A 21,595-nucleotide genomic window follows, 5' to 3' on the forward strand; every position below is an offset into this window, starting at 1 on the left:
TGGGACCGGGCACCGACCACCATGCGATGCCGAACCCGCAGGGGGTGCGTGGCGTGCTGGTCGGGCGACCGGCGTGCGCCGAATCAGGCGGCGGGCGCGTCGGCGATCGAGAGCAGGAGGTGCCCGCTCGAGACGGTCGCTCCGGGCTCGGCGTTGACGAGCCCGACGACGCCGTCCTTGTGGGCGACGATCGGCTGCTCCATCTTCATGGCCTCGAGCACGAGCACGAGGTCGCCCTTGACGACCTTGTCGCCCTCGGCGACGGCCACCTTGACGACGGTCGCCTGCATGGGAGCCTTCACGGCGTCGCCCGTCGCGGTGTCGGCCACGTGCGACGTGCTGCGGCGGCGGGGCGCGGCGCCTGCGGTGGGCGACGCGGAGGTGCCGCCGGCGAGCTTGGCCGGCAGGGTGACGCCGATGCGGCGGCCGCCGACCTCGACGACGAGGCTCGTGCGGGCGGTGGCCGCGGTGGGTGCCGCGAGCTCGCCCGACCACGGCTCGAGCTGGTTGTCGTACTCGGTCTCGATCCAGCGGGTGTACACCGAGAAGGGCTCGTCGCCCGCCGGTGCGAACGCCTCGTTGCGCACGATGTCGCGGTGGAACGGCAGCACCGTGGGCAGGCCGATGACCTCGAACTCGTCGAGGGCGCGGCGAGCGCGCTCGATCGCGTCCGTGCGGGTCGAGCCGGTCACGATGAGCTTGGCGAGCAGCGAGTCGAACGCGCCCGAGATCTCGTCGCCGCTCGTGACGCCCGAGTCGATGCGGATGCCGGGGCCGCCGGGGAAGCGCAATTGGTGCACGGGACCGGGGGCCGGGAGGAAGCCGCGCCCAGGGTCCTCGCCGTTGATGCGGAACTCGATGGAGTGGCCGACGGCGACCGGGTCGGCGTAGTCGAGCACGCCGCCCTCGGCGAGGCGGAACTGCTCGCGCACGAGGTCGATGCCCGTGACCTCCTCGGACACGGGGTGCTCGACCTGGAGGCGCGTGTTGACCTCGAGGAAGGAAACGGTGCCGTCCTGGCCGATGAGGAACTCGCAGGTGCCGGCACCGACGTAGCCGACCTCCTTCAGGATGGCCTTGGAGGACTCGTAGAGTGCGGTGGTCTGCGCCTCGGTGAGGAACGGCGCGGGGGCCTCCTCGACGAGCTTCTGGTGGCGGCGCTGCAGCGAGCAGTCGCGCGTCGAGATGACGACGACGTTGCCGTGCTCGTCGGCGAGGCACTGGGTCTCGACGTGGCGCGGCTTGTCGAGGTACTTCTCGACGAAGCACTCGCCGCGGCCGAAGGCCGCGACGGCCTCGCGCGTGGCCGACTCGAACAGCTCGGGCACCTCTTCGCGGGTGCGGGCGACCTTGAGGCCGCGACCGCCGCCGCCGAACGCGGCCTTGATGGCCACGGGCAGCCCGTGCACGTCGACGAACTCGAGCACCTCGGACGCATCGGCCACCGGGTTCAGGGTTCCGGGTGCGAGCGGGGCCCCGACCTTCTCGGCGACGTGGCGTGCGGAGACCTTGTCGCCGAGGCGCTCGATGGCCTCGGGCGACGGGCCGATCCAGGTGAGGCCCGCAGCGATGACGGCACGGGCGAAGTCGGGGTTCTCGGCGAGGAAGCCGTAGCCGGGGTGCACGGCGTCGGCGCCGGAGCGGCGCGCGATCGAGAGGATCTTGTCGATGACGAGGTAGGTCTCGGCGCTCGTGGTGCCCTCGAGGGCGTAGGCCTCGTCGGCGAGCTTCGCGTGCCTGGCGTCGCGGTCCTGGTCGGCGTAGATCGCGACAGACCCGAGTCCGGCGTCGCGGGCGGCGCGGATGATGCGGACGGCGATCTCGCCGCGGTTGGCGATGAGGACCTTCGTGATACGCGGCATGCCTTTCAGCCTATTCAACTGCGTTGCATTGCCTTTGGGTCGAGTCCACAAGAAAGGGGCTCGACCCTTTCGGGTGTCGACAAAGCCCGGGGGCGATCAGCCGCGATTCCAGAGCGCGGTCCAGTCGGCTCCGAGCTCGCGCACGAGGTCGCGGAGCGTCGAGAGCGAGAGCCCGACGACCGTCGACGGGTCCCCCTCGACCCGCCGGATGAACGGTCCGCCCAGGCTGTCGACCGTGAACGCCCCGGCGACGAGCAGCGGCTCGCCGGTCGCGATGTAGGCGTCGATCTCGGCCTCGTCGAGCGCGGCGAACCGCACCGTCGCGACATCCGCCCGCCCGACCGCGCCGTGGACGCGGCCGCCGCGGTGGTCGATGAGCCAGTGCCCGGACCACAGGTCGCCGTGCGCGCCGTTCTGCTCGAGCCAGCGCGCCTTCGCCACCTCCGGCAGGTGCGGCTTGCCATGGATGCGCCCCCCGACGAGGAACGCCGAGTCGCCGCCGAGGATGAGCCCGTCGATGGGCTCGCCGTCGACCCGGCGTCCGACGACGGCCTCGGCCTTGGCCTGCGCGAGCACCTGCACCATCTCGGGTGCGGCGAGGGCGTGCCCGGCCTCGGCCTCGAGGCTCGAGACCAGGGCCTCCTCGTCGACGCCCGGCGAGATCGCGATCGGCTCGATGCCGGCCGCGCGGAGCGTCTGCAGGCGGGCGGGCGACGTCGAGGCGAGGTAGAGGCGCATGCCACCATCCTGCCGCTCACAGGCGCGCTGTGGAATGCTCGATGCATGCCCCGACCGCAACGCCCCGACCGCTCGAACTCCGATCGCGCGAACTCCGATCGCCCCTCCTCCGCCCGCCGCGGAGGCCGCACGGCGAAGGCCCAGTCCCGCCGCAGCGAGTCCCGCCCCGAGCAGGCACCGACCGGGCGCGCGAACCGCGGCCGTCGGCCATCGACGCCGGTGGCCACCGACGGCCCGGTGCTCGAGCTCGACGTCGAGCGCATCGCCCACGGCGGTGTCGCGGTCGCCCATCACGAGGGTCGCGTCGTGTTCGTCGCCGACGCGATCCCGGGCGAGCGGGTCATGGCCAGGGTGACGGATGCCGCGCACACGCGCTTCTGGCGCGCCGACGCGCTCGAGGTGCTCGACGCGTCGGCCGACCGGCAGGCGCACGTGTGGGCCGAGGCGGGCGTCGATCGTGCGCCGGAGCGCCGTGCGGGCGGTGCGGAGTTCGGGCACATCGCGCCCGAGCGCCAGCGAGCGCTGAAGGCCGAGGTGCTCGCCGACGCGCTGCGCCGCATGGGCGGGGTCGAGCGCGAGGTCGAGGTGCTGGCCGTCGATCCGGCGCTGGCTCCCGGCGTGCGACCCGACGGCACGGGGTGGCGCGCGCGCGTTCGGCTGCAGGTCGCCGAGGACGGCACGGTCGGCCCGTACGCCGCCAGGAGCCACACGGTCGTGCCCGTGGCATCCCTGCCCCTCGCCGTCGACGAGCTGGCCGCGCTCGCACCGCTCGCGGAGCGGTTCGAGGGCGCGCGCACGATCGACCTCGTCGCCCCGAGCGGTGCCGACGCGCAGGTGATCGTGACCGACGAGCGCGAGCGGATGCCGCGGGGCCAGCGCCCGGTGACCACCGAGGTGGTCGGCGACCGCACGTTCTCCGTCGACCGCGACGGGTTCTGGCAGGTGCACCGCGGCGCCGCGGCGACGCTCTCGAAGGCAGTGCAGGACCTCGTGGACCCCGACCGCTTCGACCCGCGCGCCGCGAACCTCGACCTCTACGGCGGCGTGGGGCTGCTCGCCGCGGCCATCGGCGACCGGTTCGGCGAGACGGTGCGCATCACGAGCGTCGAGTCCGACGAGCGCGCGACGATGCACGCCGGCGACAACCTGGCGGAGTGGGTCGGAGCGCGCGCCGTGACGGCGAGGGTCGACCGGTACCTCGCCTCGCTCGAGGCCGATGCGGGCCAAGGCGAACGTGCCAGGCTGCGCGACGCGACCGTGGTGCTCGACCCGCCGCGGTCGGGCGCCGGTCGCGAGGTCGTCGATCGGCTCGCGGCGCTGCGTCCGCGCCAGCTCGTGTACGTGGCGTGCGACCCCGTCGCGCTGGCCCGGGACATCGGCCTGCTGCGGGCGCACGGCTACGAGCTCGAAGAACTGCGCGCGTTCGATCTCTTCCCGAACACGCATCACGTCGAGGCGGTGGCGCGGCTGGCCGCTATCGTGTGACTGACCGGTCAGAAGGGGGCTCCGTTGTCGGATGCAGCACAGGGAGGGCAGGCGACGGTCGCGATCGTCGACGACCACGAGGCGGTCCGCCTCGGACTGCGGGCGGCATGCCGCGACGCGGGGTACGACGTGGTCGCCGAGACCGCCGACGTGCCGACCCTGCTGGCGGCCCTCGCCGCGCGTGACGGCGGGCGGTGCGACGTCGTCGTCCTCGACCTCTCGCTCGGCGACGGGTCGAGCGTCACCGACAACGTGCGGAGCGTCCTCGCGACCGGCAGCGCGGTGCTCGTGCACAGCATCGCCGATCGGGTCGCCGCGGTTCGCCAGGCGCTCGCCGCGGGGGCGGCCGGCGTCATCCCGAAGGCCTCGCCCATGGCGTCCGTCATCGCGGCCATCGCGACCGTCGCTCGGGGCGAGGCGCTCACCAACGTCGAGTGGGCGAGCGCCATCGAGGCCGATCGCGACTTCGCGAAGGCGCAGCTCGGGCGGCGCGAGCACGACGTGCTGCACCTCTACGCCTCCGGCCTGCCGCTGAAGCTCGTGGCCACCCAGCTGGGCATCGCGCATTCGACGGCCCGCGAGTACCTCGACCGCATCCGCGCGAAGTACGTCGAGGTCGGACGACCAGCACCGACCAAGGTCGACCTGCTGCGACGCGCGGTGGAAGACGGCATCCTCCCGGGGCTCGATGGTGACGGCGGGGATGCCCGCCGCTGAGGAGCGCGCATCACGTGCGGTGGTGCGGCGCCGGACGGCGGTGACCCGCGAGCAGGTCGAGATCGTCGCGAGCCGTGCCCTCGGCATCTTCGGGGCCGTCTTCGGCCTGCAGGCGCTCGCGCTCGCGCTCGACCAGACCGCGGGCCTGCGCCCCGGCGCCGGGGCGGCGATGATCGCCTTCCTCTACGGCGCGATCCTCGCGATCGGCCTCGCGGCGCTCACGGGCACGGCCGTCCGCAGCGCGGCGCTCACCTTCGCCCTGCTCTACGCCGCCTCGATCGTCGTCTGGCCGTTCATCGTCGACGACGTCTCGATCGTCTCGTCGGCGCCGCCGTGGCTCTACTACCTCTGCACCGTGGCGACGACGGCCGCGGTCGTCGCCCTGCCGATGCCGTGGGCGGCGGTGTACACGGTGCTCGTCCCGGCCATGTACGGCGTCGTGCGCCTGCTGCCGACCGGCGGCTCGGCGTCGCCGCTCGTCGCCCTGCTCGACGCCATGTACGCCGTGATCCTCGGCGTGGTGGTGCTCATCATCGTGACCATGCTGCGCAACGCCGCCAAGGCCGTCGACGTCGCGCAGGAGGCCGCCCTGCAGCGCTACGAGCACGCGGTGCGCCTGCATGCCACCGAGATCGAGCGCGCGAAGGTCGACGCCCTCGTGCACGACAGCGTCCTCACGACGCTGCTCTCGGCCGCGGCCGCCGGCTCGCACGACGAGCAGGCGCTCGCGGCCCGCATGGCGCGCGACGCGATGCATCGGCTCGACGAGGCCGGAGCCGCGCAGCCCGCCGCCGACGACCGCATGCGGCTTCCGGTGCTCGTGCGGCGGCTCCGCGCCGCGCTCGCGTCGTTCGCGGCGCCGTTCACGGTGCGCGTGGTGAACACGGGCGGCGTCGAACTGCCCTCCGACGCGGGAGAGGCCCTGTACGCGGCGGCCGTCCAGGCGATGGTCAACAGCATGCAGCACGCCGACGAACCCGGCCGCACCGTTCGACGGGAGCTCAGGGTGCGCGGCATCCGCACGGGCGGGTGCGTGATCGAGGTCTCCGACAACGGCATCGGCTTCGACGTCTCGGACGTGCCCTCTGAGCGCCTCGGGGTTCGCGTCTCGGTGATCGAGCGCATGGCGAACGTCGGCGGCGCGGCTGCCATCGACTCCACCCCAGGACTCGGCACCACGGTGTCGCTCGTCTGGCCGGCCGGCATGGAGGCGCGGCCATGATCGCGATTCCCCGCTGGCTCCTGCTCGGGCTCGCCGCGCTCTTCTCGGCGTACCACGTGGCGCTCGCGCTCTCGACGCTGAACGTTCCCGCGTCGCCATGGCCGACGATCGTCGCGCTCGTGCTCTACGTCGCCGCCACGATCGCGAGCCTGTCGGTCGGGTCGAGGGTGCGGATGCCCGACTGGCTCGCCGCCTTCGACCTCGCGGTCTGCATCGTGCTGCCGCTGCTCGTGACCAGCCAGCTCGATCCCGAGAACGCGAACGGCTACGCCACCTGGTACGTCGCCGCCGTCGGCACGCTCATGACGATCGCGGCGGCACGTCGACAGCTGACCGCCGCCTGGCTCGGCGTCATCGCGCTCGCGGTGCAGACGGTCTTCTGGGCCGGTCCGCTGGCGCTCGGCACGCTGGGCGTGATCGGCAGCATCGCGTGGGTCGCGATCGCGCACATGCTCTCGGCGGCGCTCGGCACGGCGGCGCGCGAGGCTCGGCGCTACGCCCACGCCGAGCGCGAGGCGGCCGAGTGGCAGGCGGCGCAGGACGCGCACCTCTTCGTCGGCCAGGCGCGACTGGTGCAGACCAACCGCATCGCCGCGCCCATGCTGCGGCGCATCGCCGACCGAGGCGGGGTGCTCACCGAGCCGCAGCGCCGTGAGTGCCGCATGCTCGAGGCGGCGATCCGCGACGAGATCCGCGGGCGGATGCTGCTCACCGACGACGTGCGCCTGCAGGTGCAGCGGGCGCGGGAGCGCGGCGCCGTCGTGACCCTGCTCGACGAGGGCGGCATCGACGACCTCGACGCCGAGCAGCGCGAGCGCGTGCTCGCCCGGCTCGCGGAGGCGATCGCCGGGTCGAAGGCCGACCGGATCGTGGTGCGCACGGCCGCGGACACGTCGGCGGCGGCGGTGACCGTGGTCGGCCTCGTCGAGCCGGAGCCCGGGGTGCCCGCGGTCGACCCCGAGGACCTCGACGTCGAGGTGTGGCTCGAGATCCCGCGTCGGATCCTGACCTAGCACGCAGCGCGATCGGCGGCCGCCCGGGATCCCGGGGCCATCGACCGGCGCCGATCGACCCGCCCCGGACATGAAGGTGGGGGGCCGACCGATGGTCGACCCCCCAACAAGCCCGAGTCACGGCGACAACCCGAATATCGCCCTGACTCGCCCCCAACCACTCGCCGGTTACCCGACCGACGAGGGCGGCAGCTCCCTGAGGGAGCCTGCAGAACAATATTCACAAAACCGGCATCACCACGACAGTCGGCACTTCGGGGGACAGTCGATGAGGACCCGCTTCGAGGGGTCGGGCGATGGCCCGCGCCGCGGCCTCCGCTGCGCCCCCAGCGGGCCGTCAGCGCGCTGTCAGCGGGCCCGAAGCCCACGGTCAGGAGGACCCCAGAGGCAGGCCGCGGGATCAGCCGACGCTGCGGCTCCAGCGCGTGCCGCGTGGGTCGACGGACCGCAGCGAGCCCGAGCTGCGCACCCACGCGCTGCGTCCGGGGTCGGGGGCGTGCACGGACTCCGCCTCGGCGTCGATCGCGGCCAGCAGCACCGCGGTGACGGCGGCCGCCTCCTCGTCGGTGACGCCGCGCGTGGTGAACCGGATCGCCGAGGCGCGCGCCGCGGCATCCGCTTCGGTGGTGTCTTCGTCTCGCGTGCTCATGATCCGACCCCCTACAGCGGGATGTTGCCGTGCTTCTTGGGCGGCAGGCTCGCACGCTTCGTGCGGAGCGAGCGCAGGGCCTTGAGCACGGCGACGCGCGTGGCCGCCGGTTCGATGACGCCGTCGAGCTCGCCGCGCTCGGCCGCGAGGAACGGGGAGGCGACGTTGTACGTGTACTCGTTGGCGAGCTTGGTGCGCACGGCGGCGACGTCCTCGCCGGCCTCTTCAGCGCGCTTGATCTCGCCGCGGTAGAGGATGTTGACCGCGCCCTGGCCGCCCATGACGGCGATCTCGGCCGTGGGCCAGGCGAGGTTGATGTCGGCACCGAGCTGCTTGGAGCCCATGACGATGTAGGCGCCGCCGTAGGCCTTGCGGGTGATCACGGTCACGAGCGGCACGGTCGCCTCGGCGTACGCGTAGAGCAGCTTCGCGCCGCGGCGGATGACGCCGGTCCACTCCTGGTCGGTGCCCGGCAGGTAGCCGGGCACGTCGACGAGCGTGAGGATCGGGATCGAGAACGCGTCGCAGAAGCGCACGAAGCGGCTGGCCTTCTCGCCGGCCGCGATGTTCAGGGTGCCGGCCATCTGGCTGGGCTGGTTCGCGATGATGCCGACCGAGCGTCCTTCGATGCGCGCGAACCCGATGAGGATGTTCGGCGCGAACAGCGGCTGCACCTCGAGGAAGTCGCCGTGGTCGACGACGCCCTCGATGACCGCGTGCATGTCGTACGGCTGGTTCGGGGAGTCGGGGATCAGCGTGTTGAGGCGGAGGTCCTCGTCGGTGACCTCGAGCGCCGACTCGGTGTCGTAGACCGGGGCGTCGGTCATGTTGTTGTCGGGCAGGAACGAGATGAGCGTGCGCGCGTAGTCGAGCGCGTCGGACTCGTCGCTCGCGAGGTAGTGCGCGACGCCCGAGACGGAGTTGTGCGTGAGCGCGCCGCCGAGCTCCTCCATGCCGACGTCTTCACCGGTGACGGTCTTGATCACGTCGGGGCCGGTGACGAACATCTGGCTGGTCTTGTCGACCATGATGACGAAGTCGGTGAGCGCCGGGGAGTAGACCGCGCCGCCGGCTGCCGGACCGCAGACGATCGAGATCTGGGGGATGACGCCGGAGGCCGCGGTGTTGCGGCGGAAGATCTCGCCGTACTTGCCGAGGGCGACGACGCCCTCCTGGATGCGCGCTCCGCCGGAGTCGAGGATGCCGATGATGGGCACGCCGGTCTTCAGCGCGAGCTCCATGACCTTGATGATCTTCTCGCCGGCGACCTCGCCGAGCGAGCCGCCGAAGATCGTGAAGTCCTGGGAGTACACGGCGACCTGGCGGCCGTGGATCGTGCCGGTGCCCGTGACGACCGCGTCGCCGTAGGGGCGCTTGGCCTCCATGCCGAACGCGTGCGTGCGGTGGCGGACGAATTCGTCGAGCTCGACGAACGAACCAGGGTCGAGCAGTTCGGCGATGCGCTCGCGGGCCGTCATCTTGCCCTTGGCATGCTGCTTCTCGATCGCCGCCTCGCCGCTCGCCGTCACCGCCTCGTGGTAGCGGGCTCGGAGGTCGGCGAGCTTGCCCGCCGTGGTGAAGAGGTCGGGGCCGTCAGTCGCTTCGGTCACGCGATTCACTCTACCGTCGCCCATCCGACGGGCTTCGTTGACGGATTCCTACAAATCGAGCGCGTGCAATGGTGCGTTCCGCGCTGCCGCCTGCGGGAGACTGTCGGCATGGACCTTCCGAAGTCGCGCACCGTCGCACCACGTCTCGAGTTCCTGCCGACCGCCACGTCGACGAACGACGTGCTCCGCGAAGCCGCGGAGGGGGCGGATGCCTCGGCGTGGCCGCACGGTTCCGTGATCGTCACCGACGACCAGACGCAGGGGCGGGGCCGGCTCGGGCGGACGTGGCTGGCCCCGACCGGCAAGACGCTCGCGATCTCCGTCCTGCTGCGCCCGCAGGCCGTGGGCAGGGGCTCGCTTCCGGCCGATGCGTACGGCTGGATCCCCCTGATCGCGGGTGCGGCGATGACCGAGGCGGTCTCGCGTGCCGTCGAGGCGGCGGCCGCGGCAGCCGCAACCCCCGCCGACCCCGACGACCGGTCCGGCGGGGTCGAGGTCGCGCTCAAGTGGCCGAACGACGTGCTCGTGTCGGGCTACAAGGTGTGCGGCATCCTCTCGGAGCTGCTGCCCGCCTCTGGCGCGGTGATCGTCGGCGCCGGCCTCAACCTCACCCTCGACGAGCACGACCTGCCGACGCTCACGTCGACCTCGCTGCTGCTCGCGACCGGCGCGGCGCCCGACGCCGACGCCGTGCTCGCCGACTACCTCGGCGAGTTCGCGCGGCTGTTCGACGCGTTCGTCGCGGCGGGCGGGGATGCCGTCGCGAGCGGGGTCGCCGAACTCGTGGCCTCGCGTTGCGGAACGCTCGGCTCCGAGGTGCGCGTCGAGCTGCCCGGCGACGAGCAGCTCATCGGCACGGCCGAGCGGCTCGACGCCGATGGGCGACTCGTCGTGCGAGACCGCGAGAACGGCGAGGAGCAGGCTGTCGCCGCGGGGGATGTGACCCACCTGAGGTATTAATGGGCGTATGGCGAGGGGGAGCGGTTCGCGCGCGATGAAGAGGGCGGCACGCTCGGGCGCGCCCTCCGGCGACCGGTCCGCCGGGTCGTCCGCGGGTTCGCGCCCCGACTCCCGCACGGGCCAGCAGGCGCCGACGTCCGGCATGCCGGCCGCGCCCGGTGCCGCGTCCGCGGGCCTCGCGCCGAGCGGTACGGTGCCCCCGCTGCGCCCCGAGCGCGTCGTCGCGCGCGTGCGGTCGCACGCCAGGCGGCTGATCCCGTCGGCGCTGCTGCTCATCGTCGTCGCCGGGGCGACGGCCTACGCGCTCGGCGTCGTCGACGACCTGTGGACGCGGGTCGGCCTGCTCGCGGCGGCCGTGCTCGTCGTGCTCGTCGGCTGCCTGCTGCCGCTCCTCGCCTGGCTCACGCGCCGCACGACCATCACGACCAGGCGCGTGATCCTCCGCCACGGCGTGTTCTCCCGCGTGCGCCAGGAGTTGCTGAACAGCCGCGCCACGGATGTCGAGGTGTGGGCCGGCTGGTTCGCGTCGATGTTCGGCTCCGGCGACGTCCGGATCAACACCGCCCACGACCGCACGTTCGTGCTGCGCGACGTGCCGCGCCCCGAACTCGTGCAGGCCGCCCTGCAGGAACTCATGGATCCCGCGAGTCCCGCCGCGATCGAGCACCGGCGCGCGATGCTGTCGGGCGCCGACGGCGACACCGTGGCGTGGCACCGGGGCTGAGTTCCGCACCCTGCGTCGCCCGGAGTTCGGGCGCGTGCACCGCCCCGCGGTGCCGGTGACGAAGCGGCTCGCACGCGGCATCCGGTTTCAAGGCTTACTCTAGAAGGTCGGACTCGTGCGCCCCCGAGCGCGAGCCGCCCTATGGAGGTCTCCCCGTGGACGAATGCAGGCACGGATTCGAAGCAGGAATGTGCGCCACGTGCTTCCCGCCGCCCGAGCCGGTCGCGAAGCCGGCGACGGCGACCGTGCGCGCCCCGCGCATGACGACGTCGCTGCGCGGCACCCCGACCCGCACCTCGTCGCGTCCGCCGGCCCGTGTGCCCGGCACGCGCGCCGCGGCGACGTTCACGCCGGTCGACCCGAAGACCGTGCGCATCTACCACGTGACCCACGTCGAGAACCTCGCCTCGATCTTCGGCGCCGGCGCGATCCTCGCCGACACCACGGGAGCCGAGCCCGAGGTCGACGTCTCGGCGCCCGCCGCGCGCGAATTCCGCCGTTCGGCGCCCGTCGAGGGCACCGACAACGTGGTGGCCGACTACGTGCCGTTCCTCCTGTCGACCGATGCCCACATGTGGGAGGCGCTGCGCACCGGGTCGCCCGACCCGCGACTGGCGAGCAGTGCGGCCTCGCGTCCGGCATCCGACCACGTGCTCTTCGTGACCTCGATCGAGAAGGCCGTCGGCGCCCGCACCGAGCAGGTCGGCGCAGTCGCCATCACGGGTGCGGATGTCGCGGCCACCGGGTCGGTCGCCGACTCGTCGTGGCCCGACGTGCTGCGCGCGCTGCAGCGCATCCACAGCGACGACGACGGAGCCCAGCTGGCCTCGGGCGAGTTCCTCGTGCACGACGCCCTGCCGCTCGAGCGCGTGCTGCTCATCGCGGTCGGCAACGACCGGGTGCGCGACCGCGTGCGCGCCGTGCTCGACACGTTCGACCTGCGCACGCGCGTGGCGGTGCACCCGCCCTACTTCCAGCCGGGCGGCGGGGCCGTCAGCGAGGCCTGAGCCGTCAGCCGTCAGCCGTCAGCCGTCAGCCGGCGCTGAGCGCTGCGGGGTCCGGGCCGTCCGCGGCATCCGGACCCGTGCTCGCTGCGGCATCGACCGCGGGGCCCGGCTCCTCGAACAGCGTGCGCTGCGCCTCCTCGACCCGCTCGAGGTTCGAGAGTCCGTCGGCGCGATGGTGCCCGAACACCCAGTAGCGGTACAGGACGAAGCGGAACGCCGTGCCGAGCGCGAGGCCGACGACGTTCGTCGCGACGTTGTCGGCCACGAGGCTCGTGTAGCCGAGCCAGTGGTGGCTGATCCACAGGCACCCGAGCGCGATGGCCATGCCGCCGAGCGAGACGACGGCGTACTCGCCGAACTCGCGCAGGTAGTTGCGGCGGCGGTGCTTGCGAAACGTCCAGTAGCGGTTGCCGAGCCAGTTGAAGATGATCGCGACGCTCGTCGAGATCGTCTTCGCGCCGAGCGCCGACTGCGCCCAGTGCCCCTCGCCGAACACGCCGAGGCGCAGCAGGTTGAACAGCGCCACGTCGATGACGAGCCCGATGAGGCCGACCACGCCGAACTTCACCAGGTAGGCGAGCAGCCCGTCCCACGCGCGGGAGAGGGCACTGCGGGTTCGGCTGGACACCGGCACATCCTATGCCGGTGGGATGCCGCCTAGACTGAACGGGTGCCGCGCAGCCGGCTCCGGCGGGGCGTCCGCGACACGCGAACCCCGTGAGCAGACCCCTTGAACCAGAGGAGCGACCGCGTGCGAGTCGGAGTGATCGGCGGCGGACAGCTCGCCCGGATGATGATCCCCGCGGCGATCGAGCTCGGCGTCGACATCCGCGTGCTCGCCGAGGCCGACGGCATGTCCGCGGCGATCGCGGCCGACCGGGTCGGCGACTACACCGACCTCGAGACCGTGCTCGCGTTCGCCCGAGAGGTCGACGTGATCACGTTCGACCACGAGCACGTGCCCCAAGACGTGCTGCGGGCGCTCGTCGACGCCGGGGTCGCCGTGCGGCCCGGGCCCGACCCGCTGCGGTTCGCGCAAGACAAGCTGCTCATGCGCGAACGCCTCTCGGAGCTCGGCCTGCCCGTCCCCGACTGGGCACGCATCGAGACGCCGGCCGAGCTCGACGAGTTCATCGCGGCCCACGGCGGCGCGGCGGTCGTGAAGACCCCGCGCGGCGGATACGACGGCAAGGGCGTGCGCGTCGTGCGCACGGCGGCCGAGGTGGCCGAGTGGTTCTCCGCCGCAGCCGAAGACGGCACCGGAGGCGCGCTGCTCGTCGAGGAGCTGGTCGACTTCCGCCGCGAGCTCGCGCAACTCGTGGCCCGTCGCCCCTCGGGTGAGATCGTCGCCTGGCCGCTCGTCGAGACCGTGCAGGTCGGCGGCGTCTGCAGCGAGGTCATCGCGCCGGCCCCGCACTCCGCCGGCCGCATGTCCGACGTCGCCGCCGAGATCGCGTTCGCCGTCGCCGAGGGACTCGAGGTGACCGGCGTCATGGCGGTCGAGCTCTTCGAGACCACCGACGAGCGCATCCTCGTGAACGAGCTCGCCATGCGCCCGCACAACAGCGGCCACTGGTCGATGGACGGTTCGACGACGGGCCAGTTCGAGCAGCACCTGCGCGCCGTGCTCGACCTGCCGCTCGGCGGCACCGGCACGCACGCCGACTGGTCGGTCATGGTCAACGTGCTCGGCGGGCCCGTCGAGGGTTCGCTCGCCGACCGGTATCCCGAGGCGCTCGGCCTGCACCCGACGGTCAAGCTGCACAACTACGGCAAGGCGCCGCGACCCGGTCGCAAGGTCGGCCATGTCACGGCGATCGGCGACGACCTCGACGCGGTCGTCTACGAGGCGCGTGCGGCCGCGGCGGCGTTCCAGGACTGAGCGGATGCCGGTGGCCGGCCGGGTGTGCGGGCGCGTGCGCGCCCTGCGGCGATCTGCCAGCCGAGCATCCTAAGATCGTCGGGTGACTGCAGCAAACAGCCCGCTCGTGGGCGTCGTGATGGGTTCCGACTCCGACTGGAACGTGATGCGCGAGGCATCCGCCCTGCTCGACGAGTTCGGCATCCCCCACGAGGTCGAGGTGCTCTCGGCGCACCGCACGCCCGAGAAGATGATCGCCTACGGCAAGCAGGCGGCATCGCGCGGCCTCAAGGTCATCATCGCGGGCGCCGGCGGCGCGGCCCACCTCCCGGGCATGCTCGCCTCCGTCACCACGCTGCCCGTGGTCGGCGTCCCGGTGCCGCTCTCGCGCCTCGACGGCCTCGACTCGCTGCTCTCGATCGTGCAGATGCCGGCCGGCGTGCCCGTGGCCACCGTCTCCATCGGCGGCGCGAAGAATGCGGGCCTCATCGCCACGAAGATCCTCGCGACCGCGGACCCCGCGCTCACCGATGCGCTCGCCGCGTACGCCGACGCCCTCGCCGCGCTCGTCGAGGAGAAGAACGAACGGTTGAAGTCCGCCCGATGACACTCACCGCAAGCCCGATCCGGTATCCCGACGCCGCGTCTCGCACGGTCATGACGCGCCGTGCGTGGTGGCTCGTGTGCCTGAACCTGCTGATCCCGGGTTCCGTCCAGGCGCTCGCCGGCGACCGTCGACTCGGCCGGTTCGGCCTCGGGGCGACGCTCGTGCTCTGGACGCTGGTCGTGGTCGCGGTCGTGGTGTGGATGATCTGGCCGACGGTGATCTACTCGCTGTTCTCCACGAGCATCACGCTCTGGATCCTGGCGGCCGCGGCGCTGTTCTACGCCGTGCTCTGGATCGTGCTCACGCTCGACACGCTCCGCCTCGTGCGCCTCGTCAAGACCGCGCCGTCGGCCAGGGCCTGGGTCGCGCTGCTCTCGATCGCCGTGATGACGGTCGTCTCCGGCACCGCCGCGTACGGCGCCTACATCGCGACCACCGCGAGCGGATTCCTCTCCACGGTCTTCGTCGCCGGCCCGAGCGAGCCGCCCATCGACGGTCGCTACAACATCCTCCTGCTCGGCGGCGACGCCGGTCCCGATCGCGACGGGCTCCGGCCCGACAGCATCACCGTCGTGAGCATCGATGCCGAGACCGGCCAGGCCGTCACGATCGGCCTGCCGCGAAACCTCTCCGACGTGCCGTTCAACGAGGACTCGCCCCTGCACGACGTCTATCCCGAGGGTTACGGCTCGATCGACGGCTGCGAGGTCGACGTCTGCATGCTGAACTCGATCTACACCGAGGTCGAGCTCATGAGCCCCGACATGTACCCCGATGCCGTCTCCGAGGGCAGCGAGCCCGGCATCGAGGGCATGCGCGATGCCGCGGAGGGCATCACCGGACTCGAGATCCAGTACTACGCGCTCATCGACATGCAGGGCTTCCTGGAACTCATCGACGCGCTCGGCGGTGTGACCGTGAACGTGCCGGAGGACGTCCCGATCCACGCCGACGAGACGTTCACCACGGTCGCGGAGTGGATCCCCGCCGGCGAGCAGCACCTCGACGGCTACCACGCGCTCTGGTACGCGCGCTCGCGTCACGGCACGAGCGACTACGACCGCATGGCGAGGCAGCGTCAGATCCAGGAGGCCGTGCTCGCGCAGTTCAACCCCGCGAACGTGCTGACGAAGTTCCAGGAGATCGCCGCGGCCGGTTCCCAGGTCGTCAAGACCGATGTTCCGCAGTCCATGCTCGGGTACTTCGTGAACCTCGCAGGCAAGACCAAGGAACTGCCGATCACCGATGTCCCGTTGGTTCCCGACAACGGCGTGGATCCCGAAGACGATCCCGATTACGAGTACATCCGCCAGCTCGTCTCCGACGCGCTGACACCGCCGACGCCGGAGCCGACGACGGACTGAGGTCGCTTCCACTGCGGTCGCGCTGGAGGGTTGCGCTGGCGCGCCGCGCGATGGAGCGAGTCGCGATGGAGCGAGTCGCGATGGTGCGAGGTGCGTCGTTGCGAGGTGCGTCGACGGCGCCCGGTGACGGATGTCCGCCGGGCCGCACCATCGAGATCAGAGGTCGGCGTGCAGTTGCCAGACCCGCTCGCCGGAGTCGCGCCAGCTGAACGCACGGCCTCGGTCGCTGCCCGAGAGGGCGAGGCGGTCGGCGAGGGCCCGATCGGAGACGAGCGAGGTGATCGCGGCGGCGAGACGGTCGGCGTAGCCGTCGTCGGCCACGCCGACCGGCACCACGAGCCCGGCGCCGCCCGAGATCTCGACGTAGGCGGGCACGTCGGAGTGGATCACCGGCGTTCCGAGTGCGAACGCCTCGATGAGGGCCGAGCCGACCGCGTCGTCATGGGCGGGCGCGATGAAGGCGAGCGCACGGTGGAGGACCACCGCGAGATCGCGAGGGTCGTCGAGGTCGAGGCATCGGATGCGGTTCGGTGCGACTCCGGACTCCTCAGCGACCTCGGCCACGTGCTGATCGCCCCACGTGGACGGCCCGAGGACGACGACCGGCACATCGGGCACCCCGGGTCGGCCGAGCGCGGCGAGCGCGTCCACGAGTCCGTTCCTGGGCTCGAGACTGCCGGCCATCACGACGAACTCCTTCGGAAGGCCGAGCCGCACGGCGCGGAGATCCGCATCGGCGCCGAGCACGAGGCCGGATCGGGCCGCGGTGCCGATGACCCGCACGCGATCGCCGAAGTCGGCGATGGCCTGGAGGTCGGAAGCGAGGGCGTGGGTCGGCACGACGACGGCGTCCGCGTGCTTGCGCGCTCGCTTCATCATCGCCTTCTGCCAGGCGACGGATGCCGACGTGAGCGCTTCGGGATGCTTCCAGGCCAGCACGTCGTGCACCGTCACCACGACCTGCGTGTCGCCGGTGTCGCGATCGTGCCGGCGCAGAGGCGCGAACAGGCTGGTGCCGTGGATCATCCCGCCGCCGGGCGAGGTCGTGATGCCGAGCTGCCATGCCGCAGCCAACTCGCGTCGCGCCAGCGTCGTCTTGTACAGCCCCGCCAGCCCGGGGATCAGGCCCTGGATGCGCTCGTAGTCCTCGGGAGGCGACGACGAGACGATGCCCTCGACCTCGCAGCCCGCCGGAGCGGCGGCCACGATCGCGTTCGCGAGATCGAGCGTGTACCGACCCAGGGGGCCCGGAACGTGGGCGACGACCTGGTCGACGACGACGCGGAGGGTGGTGGACAACGCGGCCCCTTTCGAGCATCGAGAACGTGGCTGGTGCCGAACGGTGCTCGGGGCTACTGGCCCTGGATCTTGTACCTCGCCTCGGTGGCGTCCTTCTGGGGAGCCCACCACGCCTCGTTGTCGCGATACCACGCGACGGTGTCGGCGAGGCCCGCCTCGAAATCGGAGAACCGAGGAGTCCAGCCGAGCTCGGTGCGCAGGCGCGTGGAGTCGATCGCGTACCGGAGATCGTGGCCCGGACGGTCGATGACGTGGTCGTAGGCGTCGGCCGGCTGTCCGAGCGTCGTCAGGATCAGCTCGACGACGGCCTTGTTGTCCTTCTCGCCGTCGGCTCCGATGAGGTAGGTCTCGCCGATCACGCCCTTCTCGAGGATCGTGAGCACCGCGGAGGAGTGGTCGTTGGCGTGGATCCAGTCGCGCACGTTCTCGCCCTTGCCGTAGAGCTTGGGTCGTTCGCCGCGAAGGACGTTGGTGATCTGGCGCGGGATGAACTTCTCGACGTGCTGGTACGGCCCGTAGTTGTTCGAGCAGTTCGAGATCGTGGCCTTCACGCCGAACGAGCGGACCCAGGCGCGGACCAGGAGGTCGCTGCCGGCCTTCGTCGAGGAGTACGGGCTCGACGGGTTGTACGGCGTCTGCTCGGTGAACTTCGCCGGGTCGTCGAGCTCGAGGTCGCCGTAGACCTCATCGGTCGAGATGTGGTGGAAGCGGATGTCGTGCTTGCGCGCGGCCTCGAGCAGCGTGTACGTGCCGATGATGTTCGTGTCGAGGAACGGACGCGGGTTCTCGAGCGAGTTGTCGTTGTGGGACTCGGCGGCGTAGTGCACCACCGCATCGTGCTCGCCGAAGAGCTCGTCGACGAGTGCGGCGTCGGTGATGTCGCCCTGCACGAACCGGAATCGGTCGGCCGGGAGGCCGTCGAGCGAGGCGAGATTGCCGGCATAGGTCAGCTTGTCGAGCACGGTCACCGAGTGCTCGGTGTTCGCGATGACGTAGTGGACGAAATTCGAGCCGATGAAGCCGGCACCGCCGGTCACGAGGAGTCTTGACACCCGAACATCCTAGAGGAGGAGGCTCCATGTCGTCGGCGCGTGGCCTCGGCTGTGGATGAGTCGCTGCTCGGTTCAGTCGAGGAGGGTGCGCCGCAGCCGCGACGGCATCGGCCCCCGACGGCGGATCAGGCCGTGCCACCCGCCGACGGCGATGGCGAGGAACTGGCGCGATCGATCCGGGCCGGAGAGGAGCGTGAGGACGCCGGTGACGAGTTCGCGTCGCATGCTCAGCGCCGTCCACGTCGGTCGGCGCCTGGCGAACCGGAACCAGAGGTCGAGGTTGTTCCGCGTGATGAAGTAGCGACGGTACGGACCGTGGTACGGATACGTGAGGACCTCCCCGCGGCGCCGGACCGGGAGGCCGAGGACCCGGACGGGGGATCTCGTGCCGATCGCGTGCTCGATGCGGGAGCCGGGCGCGATCGCCACGGCGAACCCGCGCAGCGACATCCTGAGGCAGTACTCGGTGTCGACCGTGTCGATGACCAGGCGCTCGTCGAGGAGGCCGCACTCCCGCAGGCACTCGGCGGACAGGAGGGAACCGGACTGGATCGCCTCCACCACGAGCGGGATGCCCTCGTCGGTGATGGCGGCCGGTCGTGCGCGATCGCCGTTCACGAACTCGGTGGCGATCATGCCGACCCGGGTCGGCCCGGTCGCGGCCCGCTCGAACGCCTCGACGAGCGCATCGACGTAGCCGAGCGGGAGGAGGGTGTCCTGATCCAGTGTGAGGACGTACTCGGCGCCGCGCGAGATCGCGATGCGGATGCCGGCGTTCAGGGCGTGCGCGATGCCGCGGTTGGATCCGAGCCTGATCAGCTCGCGCCCGGGTGCCGGGACCTCCGCGAGCACGGCGTCGGAGACCGCCGACGACGGACTGCCGTCGTCGACGACGATGACGGCATCGACCTGGGATCCGAGCCTGGCGAGATGCTCGATGAGCCCCGCTGACGGGAGATAGCTCGGGACGACGGCGATGACATGCGACACGTTCCTGCCCCCGGTGGTGATGGTCATGGCGAGCCGCGCTGTCGAACGCGTCGGTAGACTAGCCTACCCAAGATGAGGAGGGTCGAATGGCAGACGGCACGAGCGAGCGTGCGGCCGAGCGACCCGAACCCGCGACGGATCCCGAGCTCCTCGAACGCGAGATGATGCTCGTCGATCAGGTCATCGGCCTCGAGGCGAGGATCGCCGAACTGTCGGCCGGCACGCGGTTGACGCCGAGCGAGCAGCTGGGCGTGGAGCATCAGATCGCCGAGATGCGCCGCTCCGTCGAATGGCGCGCAGGGCGCCTGATCACGCTGCCCGCCCGGGTGCTCCGTCGCGTGTGGCCCCGGTGACGCCCGCGGTGCCGGCGCAGGCTCCGAGCTCTGCGACGGTCCGCCTCGCCGTCGCGATCGACCGGGCGGATGCATCGACGGCAGACGTGGAGCGCTCCTCCGCGTCCATCGCCGCCGCCGGCGTGGAGCCCCGCCACGTCATCGCGCACCTGCCGTCGGGCGGGGTGCCGGCGGCGCTCGACGCGTCCGACCGCACGCATCTGCTCTGGATCCGCGCGGGCGCGGAGCTCGCGCCGACCGCGATCGCCGACATCGTCGCCGGACTGGAGCGGTTCCCCCGATCCGCGCTCGTCTACGCCGACGCGCCGGCGTTGCGTCGACCCGACTTCTCCCCGCTCCTGCTCAGGAGCCTCGACTACCTCGGAGCCGTCCGCGTCTTCGATCTCCAGTCGCTGCGCTCCGTCGACGCCCTCGCGGAGGGCGTCGGCGCGCTCGAGGTCTGGGAGGCGGGCCTGCGTCTGGCGAGAGCCGGAGCCGAGGTGCTCCACCTGTCCGAGCCGCTCACGTCCCGCGAGCCGCGCCCGGGCCCGACCGACGCGGCGAGCGTCGTGGCGATGCTCGCGGGCGAACTCTCGGCGTGCGGGCTCGACGCGATGATCGAACCCGGCCCCGGCGGCGCGGCCTCGATCGAGTACCACTCGTCGCGGCGGCCGAAGGTCTCGATCGTCATCCCCACCCGCGGAAGCTCGGCCGAGGTCTGGGGGCGGTCCCGCGTCCTGGTCGTCGAGGCGGTTCGCAGCGTGATCGAACGCTCGACCTACACCGAGATCGAGTTCGTCGTGGTCGCCGATGCGGACACGCCGCCCGGCGTCCTCGAGGACCTCGCCGTGCTGGCGGGCGAGCGACTGACGATCGTCCCATGGACCGCGCCGTTCAACTTCTCCGCCAAGATGAACCGCGGTGCGGTGCACGCCACCGGTGAGTACCTGCTCCTGCTCAACGACGACGTCGAGGTCATCGCCGCCGACTGGATCGAGCGGATGCTGGCGCTCGCCGTGCAGCGGGGCATCGGCCTCGTCGGAGCCCACCTGTACTTCGAGGACGGCACGTTGCAGCACGCCGGACACGTCTACCGACGCGGGGAGCCGACGCATGCGGCGATCGGGTGGTCCGACGACCGTTCCGATCCGATCGGCAGCATCCGCTTCGATCGCGAGGTCTCAGGAGCGACGGCGGCCTGCGCCATGCTCTCCGCCGAGACCTACCGCGCCGTCGGGGGGATGTCGACGCTGCTGCCCGGCAACTACAACGACGTGGATCTCTGCATGAAGGTACGTGCGCGAGGGCTCCGCACGGTGGTCACGCCCGGCGCGCGGCTCCATCATTTCGAGTCGAAGACCAGGGACGCGACCGTGACCGACGTCGAGCTCGACATCGTCCGCGGGCGCTGGGGAGCGTGGCTCGAACGCGAGGCGTTCTGGACCGGCGAGGGCGTGTGAAGCGCCCCTGAGGTCCCTTGCTAGACTTTGCGGGTGCAAATCCGCGAACTCAACATCCCCGACAGCTATGAGATCACACCCAAGCTCCTGGGCGACGATCGCGGTACCTTCCTCGAGTGGTATCGGTTCGATCGGCTCGAGGAGACGATCGGGCACTCGCTCGACCTCGCGCAGGGCAACACGTCGATCTCGAAGCGCGGCGTCGTCCGCGGCATCCACTTCGCCGACGTGCCGCCGAGCCAGGCGAAGTACGTCACCGCGACCCGCGGAGCGGTGCTCGACTTCGTCATCGACATCCGTGTGGGATCCCCGACGTTCGGTCAGTGGGACTCGGTGCTTCTCGACGACATCGACCGCCGCGCGATCTACATCTCCGAGGGCCTCGGCCACTGCTTCGTCGCGTTGAGCGATGATGCGACGGTCAGCTACCTCGTGACGTCGACCTTCAACGCCGAACGCGAGCACGGGATCAACCCCCTCGACGAGGAGATCGCCCTCGCGTATCCCGAGGCGGCCGGCGAACTGCTGCTCTCGCCGAAGGACACCCAGGCCCCCTCGCTCCGCGAGGCCGAGGCCGCCGGCCTGCTCCCCACCTGGGACGCGGCGCGGGCGTATTACGACTCGCTGCGGACGGGGGCGTGAG

21 protein-coding genes are annotated in these 21,595 nt (G+C 71.7%); 13 read left to right on the forward strand and 8 right to left on the reverse strand.

Annotated elements, in window-relative coordinates; translation table 11 throughout:
• Window positions 1-83: 83 nt before the first annotated feature.
• Together ABIC29_RS12540 and ABIC29_RS12545 are read right to left on the reverse strand one after the other, a co-directional pair.
• Window positions 84-1,862: an acetyl/propionyl/methylcrotonyl-CoA carboxylase subunit alpha gene (locus ABIC29_RS12540; RefSeq protein ID WP_116083376.1), complete on the reverse strand. Its 1,779-nt coding sequence runs from the start codon at window positions 1,860-1,862 to the stop codon at window positions 84-86.
• A 96-nt stretch (window positions 1,863-1,958) separates the two neighbouring features.
• Complete coding sequence (locus tag ABIC29_RS12545) at window positions 1,959-2,600, reverse strand: Maf family protein (protein ID WP_116083373.1); 642 nt, start codon at window positions 2,598-2,600, stop codon at window positions 1,959-1,961.
• 45 nt (window positions 2,601-2,645) lie between these two features.
• Here ABIC29_RS12545 and ABIC29_RS12550 point away from each other — a divergent pair, with 45 nt between their 5' ends.
• Genes ABIC29_RS12550 through ABIC29_RS12565 form a run of 4 tightly spaced genes read left to right on the forward strand, consistent with a single transcriptional unit; the run spans window position 2,646 to window position 7,037 of the window.
• A complete protein-coding gene (locus ABIC29_RS12550) occupies window positions 2,646-4,085 on the forward strand; it encodes a class I SAM-dependent RNA methyltransferase (protein WP_354245761.1) in 1,440 nt (479 codons plus the stop codon).
• A gap of 24 nt (window positions 4,086-4,109) precedes the next feature.
• Complete coding sequence (locus tag ABIC29_RS12555; protein ID WP_354245763.1) at window positions 4,110-4,802, forward strand: response regulator transcription factor; 693 nt, start codon at window positions 4,110-4,112, stop codon at window positions 4,800-4,802.
• Window positions 4,803-4,824: 22 nt separating this feature from the next.
• Window positions 4,825-6,024 carry a sensor histidine kinase gene (locus tag ABIC29_RS12560; protein ID WP_147309183.1) on the forward strand — a complete coding sequence of 400 codons (1,200 nt, stop codon included), beginning with the start codon at window positions 4,825-4,827 and terminating at the stop codon, window positions 6,022-6,024.
• Window positions 6,021-7,037, forward strand: coding sequence for a DUF8320 family protein (locus ABIC29_RS12565; RefSeq protein ID WP_116083363.1), 1,017 nt, complete (start codon window positions 6,021-6,023; stop codon window positions 7,035-7,037). The genes ABIC29_RS12560 and ABIC29_RS12565 overlap by 4 nt, the downstream gene beginning before the upstream one ends.
• A gap of 400 nt (window positions 7,038-7,437) precedes the next feature.
• Here the strand turns inward: ABIC29_RS12565 and ABIC29_RS12570 are convergent, their stop codons facing one another.
• Both ABIC29_RS12570 and ABIC29_RS12575 read right to left on the reverse strand, forming a co-directional pair.
• Window positions 7,438-7,686, reverse strand: coding sequence for an acyl-CoA carboxylase epsilon subunit (locus tag ABIC29_RS12570; RefSeq protein ID WP_116083360.1), 249 nt, complete (start codon window positions 7,684-7,686; stop codon window positions 7,438-7,440).
• A gap of 11 nt (window positions 7,687-7,697) precedes the next feature.
• Window positions 7,698-9,296 carry an acyl-CoA carboxylase subunit beta gene (locus ABIC29_RS12575; protein WP_354245765.1) on the reverse strand — a complete coding sequence of 533 codons (1,599 nt, stop codon included), beginning with the start codon at window positions 9,294-9,296 and terminating at the stop codon, window positions 7,698-7,700.
• Between the two features lie 108 nt (window positions 9,297-9,404).
• Between ABIC29_RS12575 and ABIC29_RS12580 the strand changes: the two genes are divergently transcribed.
• From ABIC29_RS12580 to ABIC29_RS12590, 3 genes are all read left to right on the forward strand, one after another.
• Window positions 9,405-10,256: a biotin--[acetyl-CoA-carboxylase] ligase gene (locus tag ABIC29_RS12580; RefSeq protein WP_354245766.1), complete on the forward strand. Its 852-nt coding sequence runs from the start codon at window positions 9,405-9,407 to the stop codon at window positions 10,254-10,256.
• A 34-nt stretch (window positions 10,257-10,290) separates the two neighbouring features.
• Entirely contained in the window at window positions 10,291-10,980 is a 690-nt protein-coding gene (locus tag ABIC29_RS12585) for a PH domain-containing protein (RefSeq protein ID WP_354245769.1), read from the forward strand.
• 188 nt (window positions 10,981-11,168) lie between these two features.
• Window positions 11,169-11,987 carry a DarT ssDNA thymidine ADP-ribosyltransferase family protein gene (locus ABIC29_RS12590; RefSeq protein WP_116083353.1) on the forward strand — a complete coding sequence of 273 codons (819 nt, stop codon included), beginning with the start codon at window positions 11,169-11,171 and terminating at the stop codon, window positions 11,985-11,987.
• A gap of 25 nt (window positions 11,988-12,012) precedes the next feature.
• Here the strand turns inward: ABIC29_RS12590 and ABIC29_RS12595 are convergent, their stop codons facing one another.
• Window positions 12,013-12,615 (reverse strand): GtrA family protein, encoded by a 603-nt coding sequence (locus ABIC29_RS12595; protein ID WP_354245772.1) that lies wholly within the window; start codon window positions 12,613-12,615, stop codon window positions 12,013-12,015.
• A 123-nt stretch (window positions 12,616-12,738) separates the two neighbouring features.
• On the opposite strand from ABIC29_RS12595, the gene ABIC29_RS12600 reads away from it, so the two are divergent.
• The 3 genes from ABIC29_RS12600 (at window position 12,739) to ABIC29_RS12610 (ending at window position 15,819) form a co-directional block, all read left to right on the forward strand.
• Window positions 12,739-13,869, forward strand: coding sequence for a 5-(carboxyamino)imidazole ribonucleotide synthase (locus ABIC29_RS12600; protein WP_354245774.1), 1,131 nt, complete (start codon window positions 12,739-12,741; stop codon window positions 13,867-13,869).
• Window positions 13,870-13,987: 118 nt separating this feature from the next.
• Complete coding sequence (gene purE, locus ABIC29_RS12605; RefSeq protein ID WP_116084751.1) at window positions 13,988-14,455, forward strand: 5-(carboxyamino)imidazole ribonucleotide mutase; 468 nt, start codon at window positions 13,988-13,990, stop codon at window positions 14,453-14,455.
• Window positions 14,452-15,819, forward strand: coding sequence for an LCP family protein (locus ABIC29_RS12610; protein WP_116083348.1), 1,368 nt, complete (start codon window positions 14,452-14,454; stop codon window positions 15,817-15,819). Before purE ends, ABIC29_RS12610 begins: the two co-directional genes overlap by 4 nt.
• Before the next feature lie 156 nt (window positions 15,820-15,975).
• On the opposite strand, the gene ABIC29_RS12615 is transcribed toward ABIC29_RS12610, so the two are convergent.
• The 3 genes from ABIC29_RS12615 to ABIC29_RS12625 form a co-directional block, all read right to left on the reverse strand.
• Window positions 15,976-17,118 (reverse strand): glycosyltransferase, encoded by a 1,143-nt coding sequence (locus ABIC29_RS12615; protein ID WP_354245777.1) that lies wholly within the window; start codon window positions 17,116-17,118, stop codon window positions 15,976-15,978.
• Window positions 17,119-17,171: 53 nt separating this feature from the next.
• Window positions 17,172-18,170 carry a dTDP-glucose 4,6-dehydratase gene (gene rfbB, locus ABIC29_RS12620; RefSeq protein WP_116083341.1) on the reverse strand — a complete coding sequence of 333 codons (999 nt, stop codon included), beginning with the start codon at window positions 18,168-18,170 and terminating at the stop codon, window positions 17,172-17,174.
• Window positions 18,171-18,242: 72 nt separating this feature from the next.
• Window positions 18,243-19,187, reverse strand: coding sequence for a glycosyltransferase (locus tag ABIC29_RS12625; protein ID WP_116083338.1), 945 nt, complete (start codon window positions 19,185-19,187; stop codon window positions 18,243-18,245).
• Window positions 19,188-19,246: 59 nt separating this feature from the next.
• On the opposite strand from ABIC29_RS12625, the gene ABIC29_RS12630 reads away from it, so the two are divergent.
• From ABIC29_RS12630 to ABIC29_RS12640, 3 genes are all read left to right on the forward strand, one after another.
• The gene (locus tag ABIC29_RS12630) at window positions 19,247-19,513 is read left to right on the forward strand and encodes a hypothetical protein (protein ID WP_116083335.1); all 267 of its coding nucleotides are present in this window, start codon (window positions 19,247-19,249) and stop codon (window positions 19,511-19,513) included.
• Window positions 19,514-19,599: 86 nt separating this feature from the next.
• On the forward strand, window positions 19,600-20,952 hold the full coding sequence (locus tag ABIC29_RS12635) for a glycosyltransferase family 2 protein (RefSeq protein ID WP_354245782.1): 1,353 nt from the start codon (window positions 19,600-19,602) through the stop codon (window positions 20,950-20,952).
• A 33-nt stretch (window positions 20,953-20,985) separates the two neighbouring features.
• Window positions 20,986-21,594 (forward strand): dTDP-4-dehydrorhamnose 3,5-epimerase family protein, encoded by a 609-nt coding sequence (locus tag ABIC29_RS12640; RefSeq protein WP_116083328.1) that lies wholly within the window; start codon window positions 20,986-20,988, stop codon window positions 21,592-21,594.
• Window position 21,595 lies beyond the last annotated feature (1 nt).

This window comes from Agromyces sp. PvR057 (genome assembly GCF_040547485.1).
GTDB lineage: Bacteria > Actinomycetota > Actinomycetes > Actinomycetales > Microbacteriaceae > Agromyces.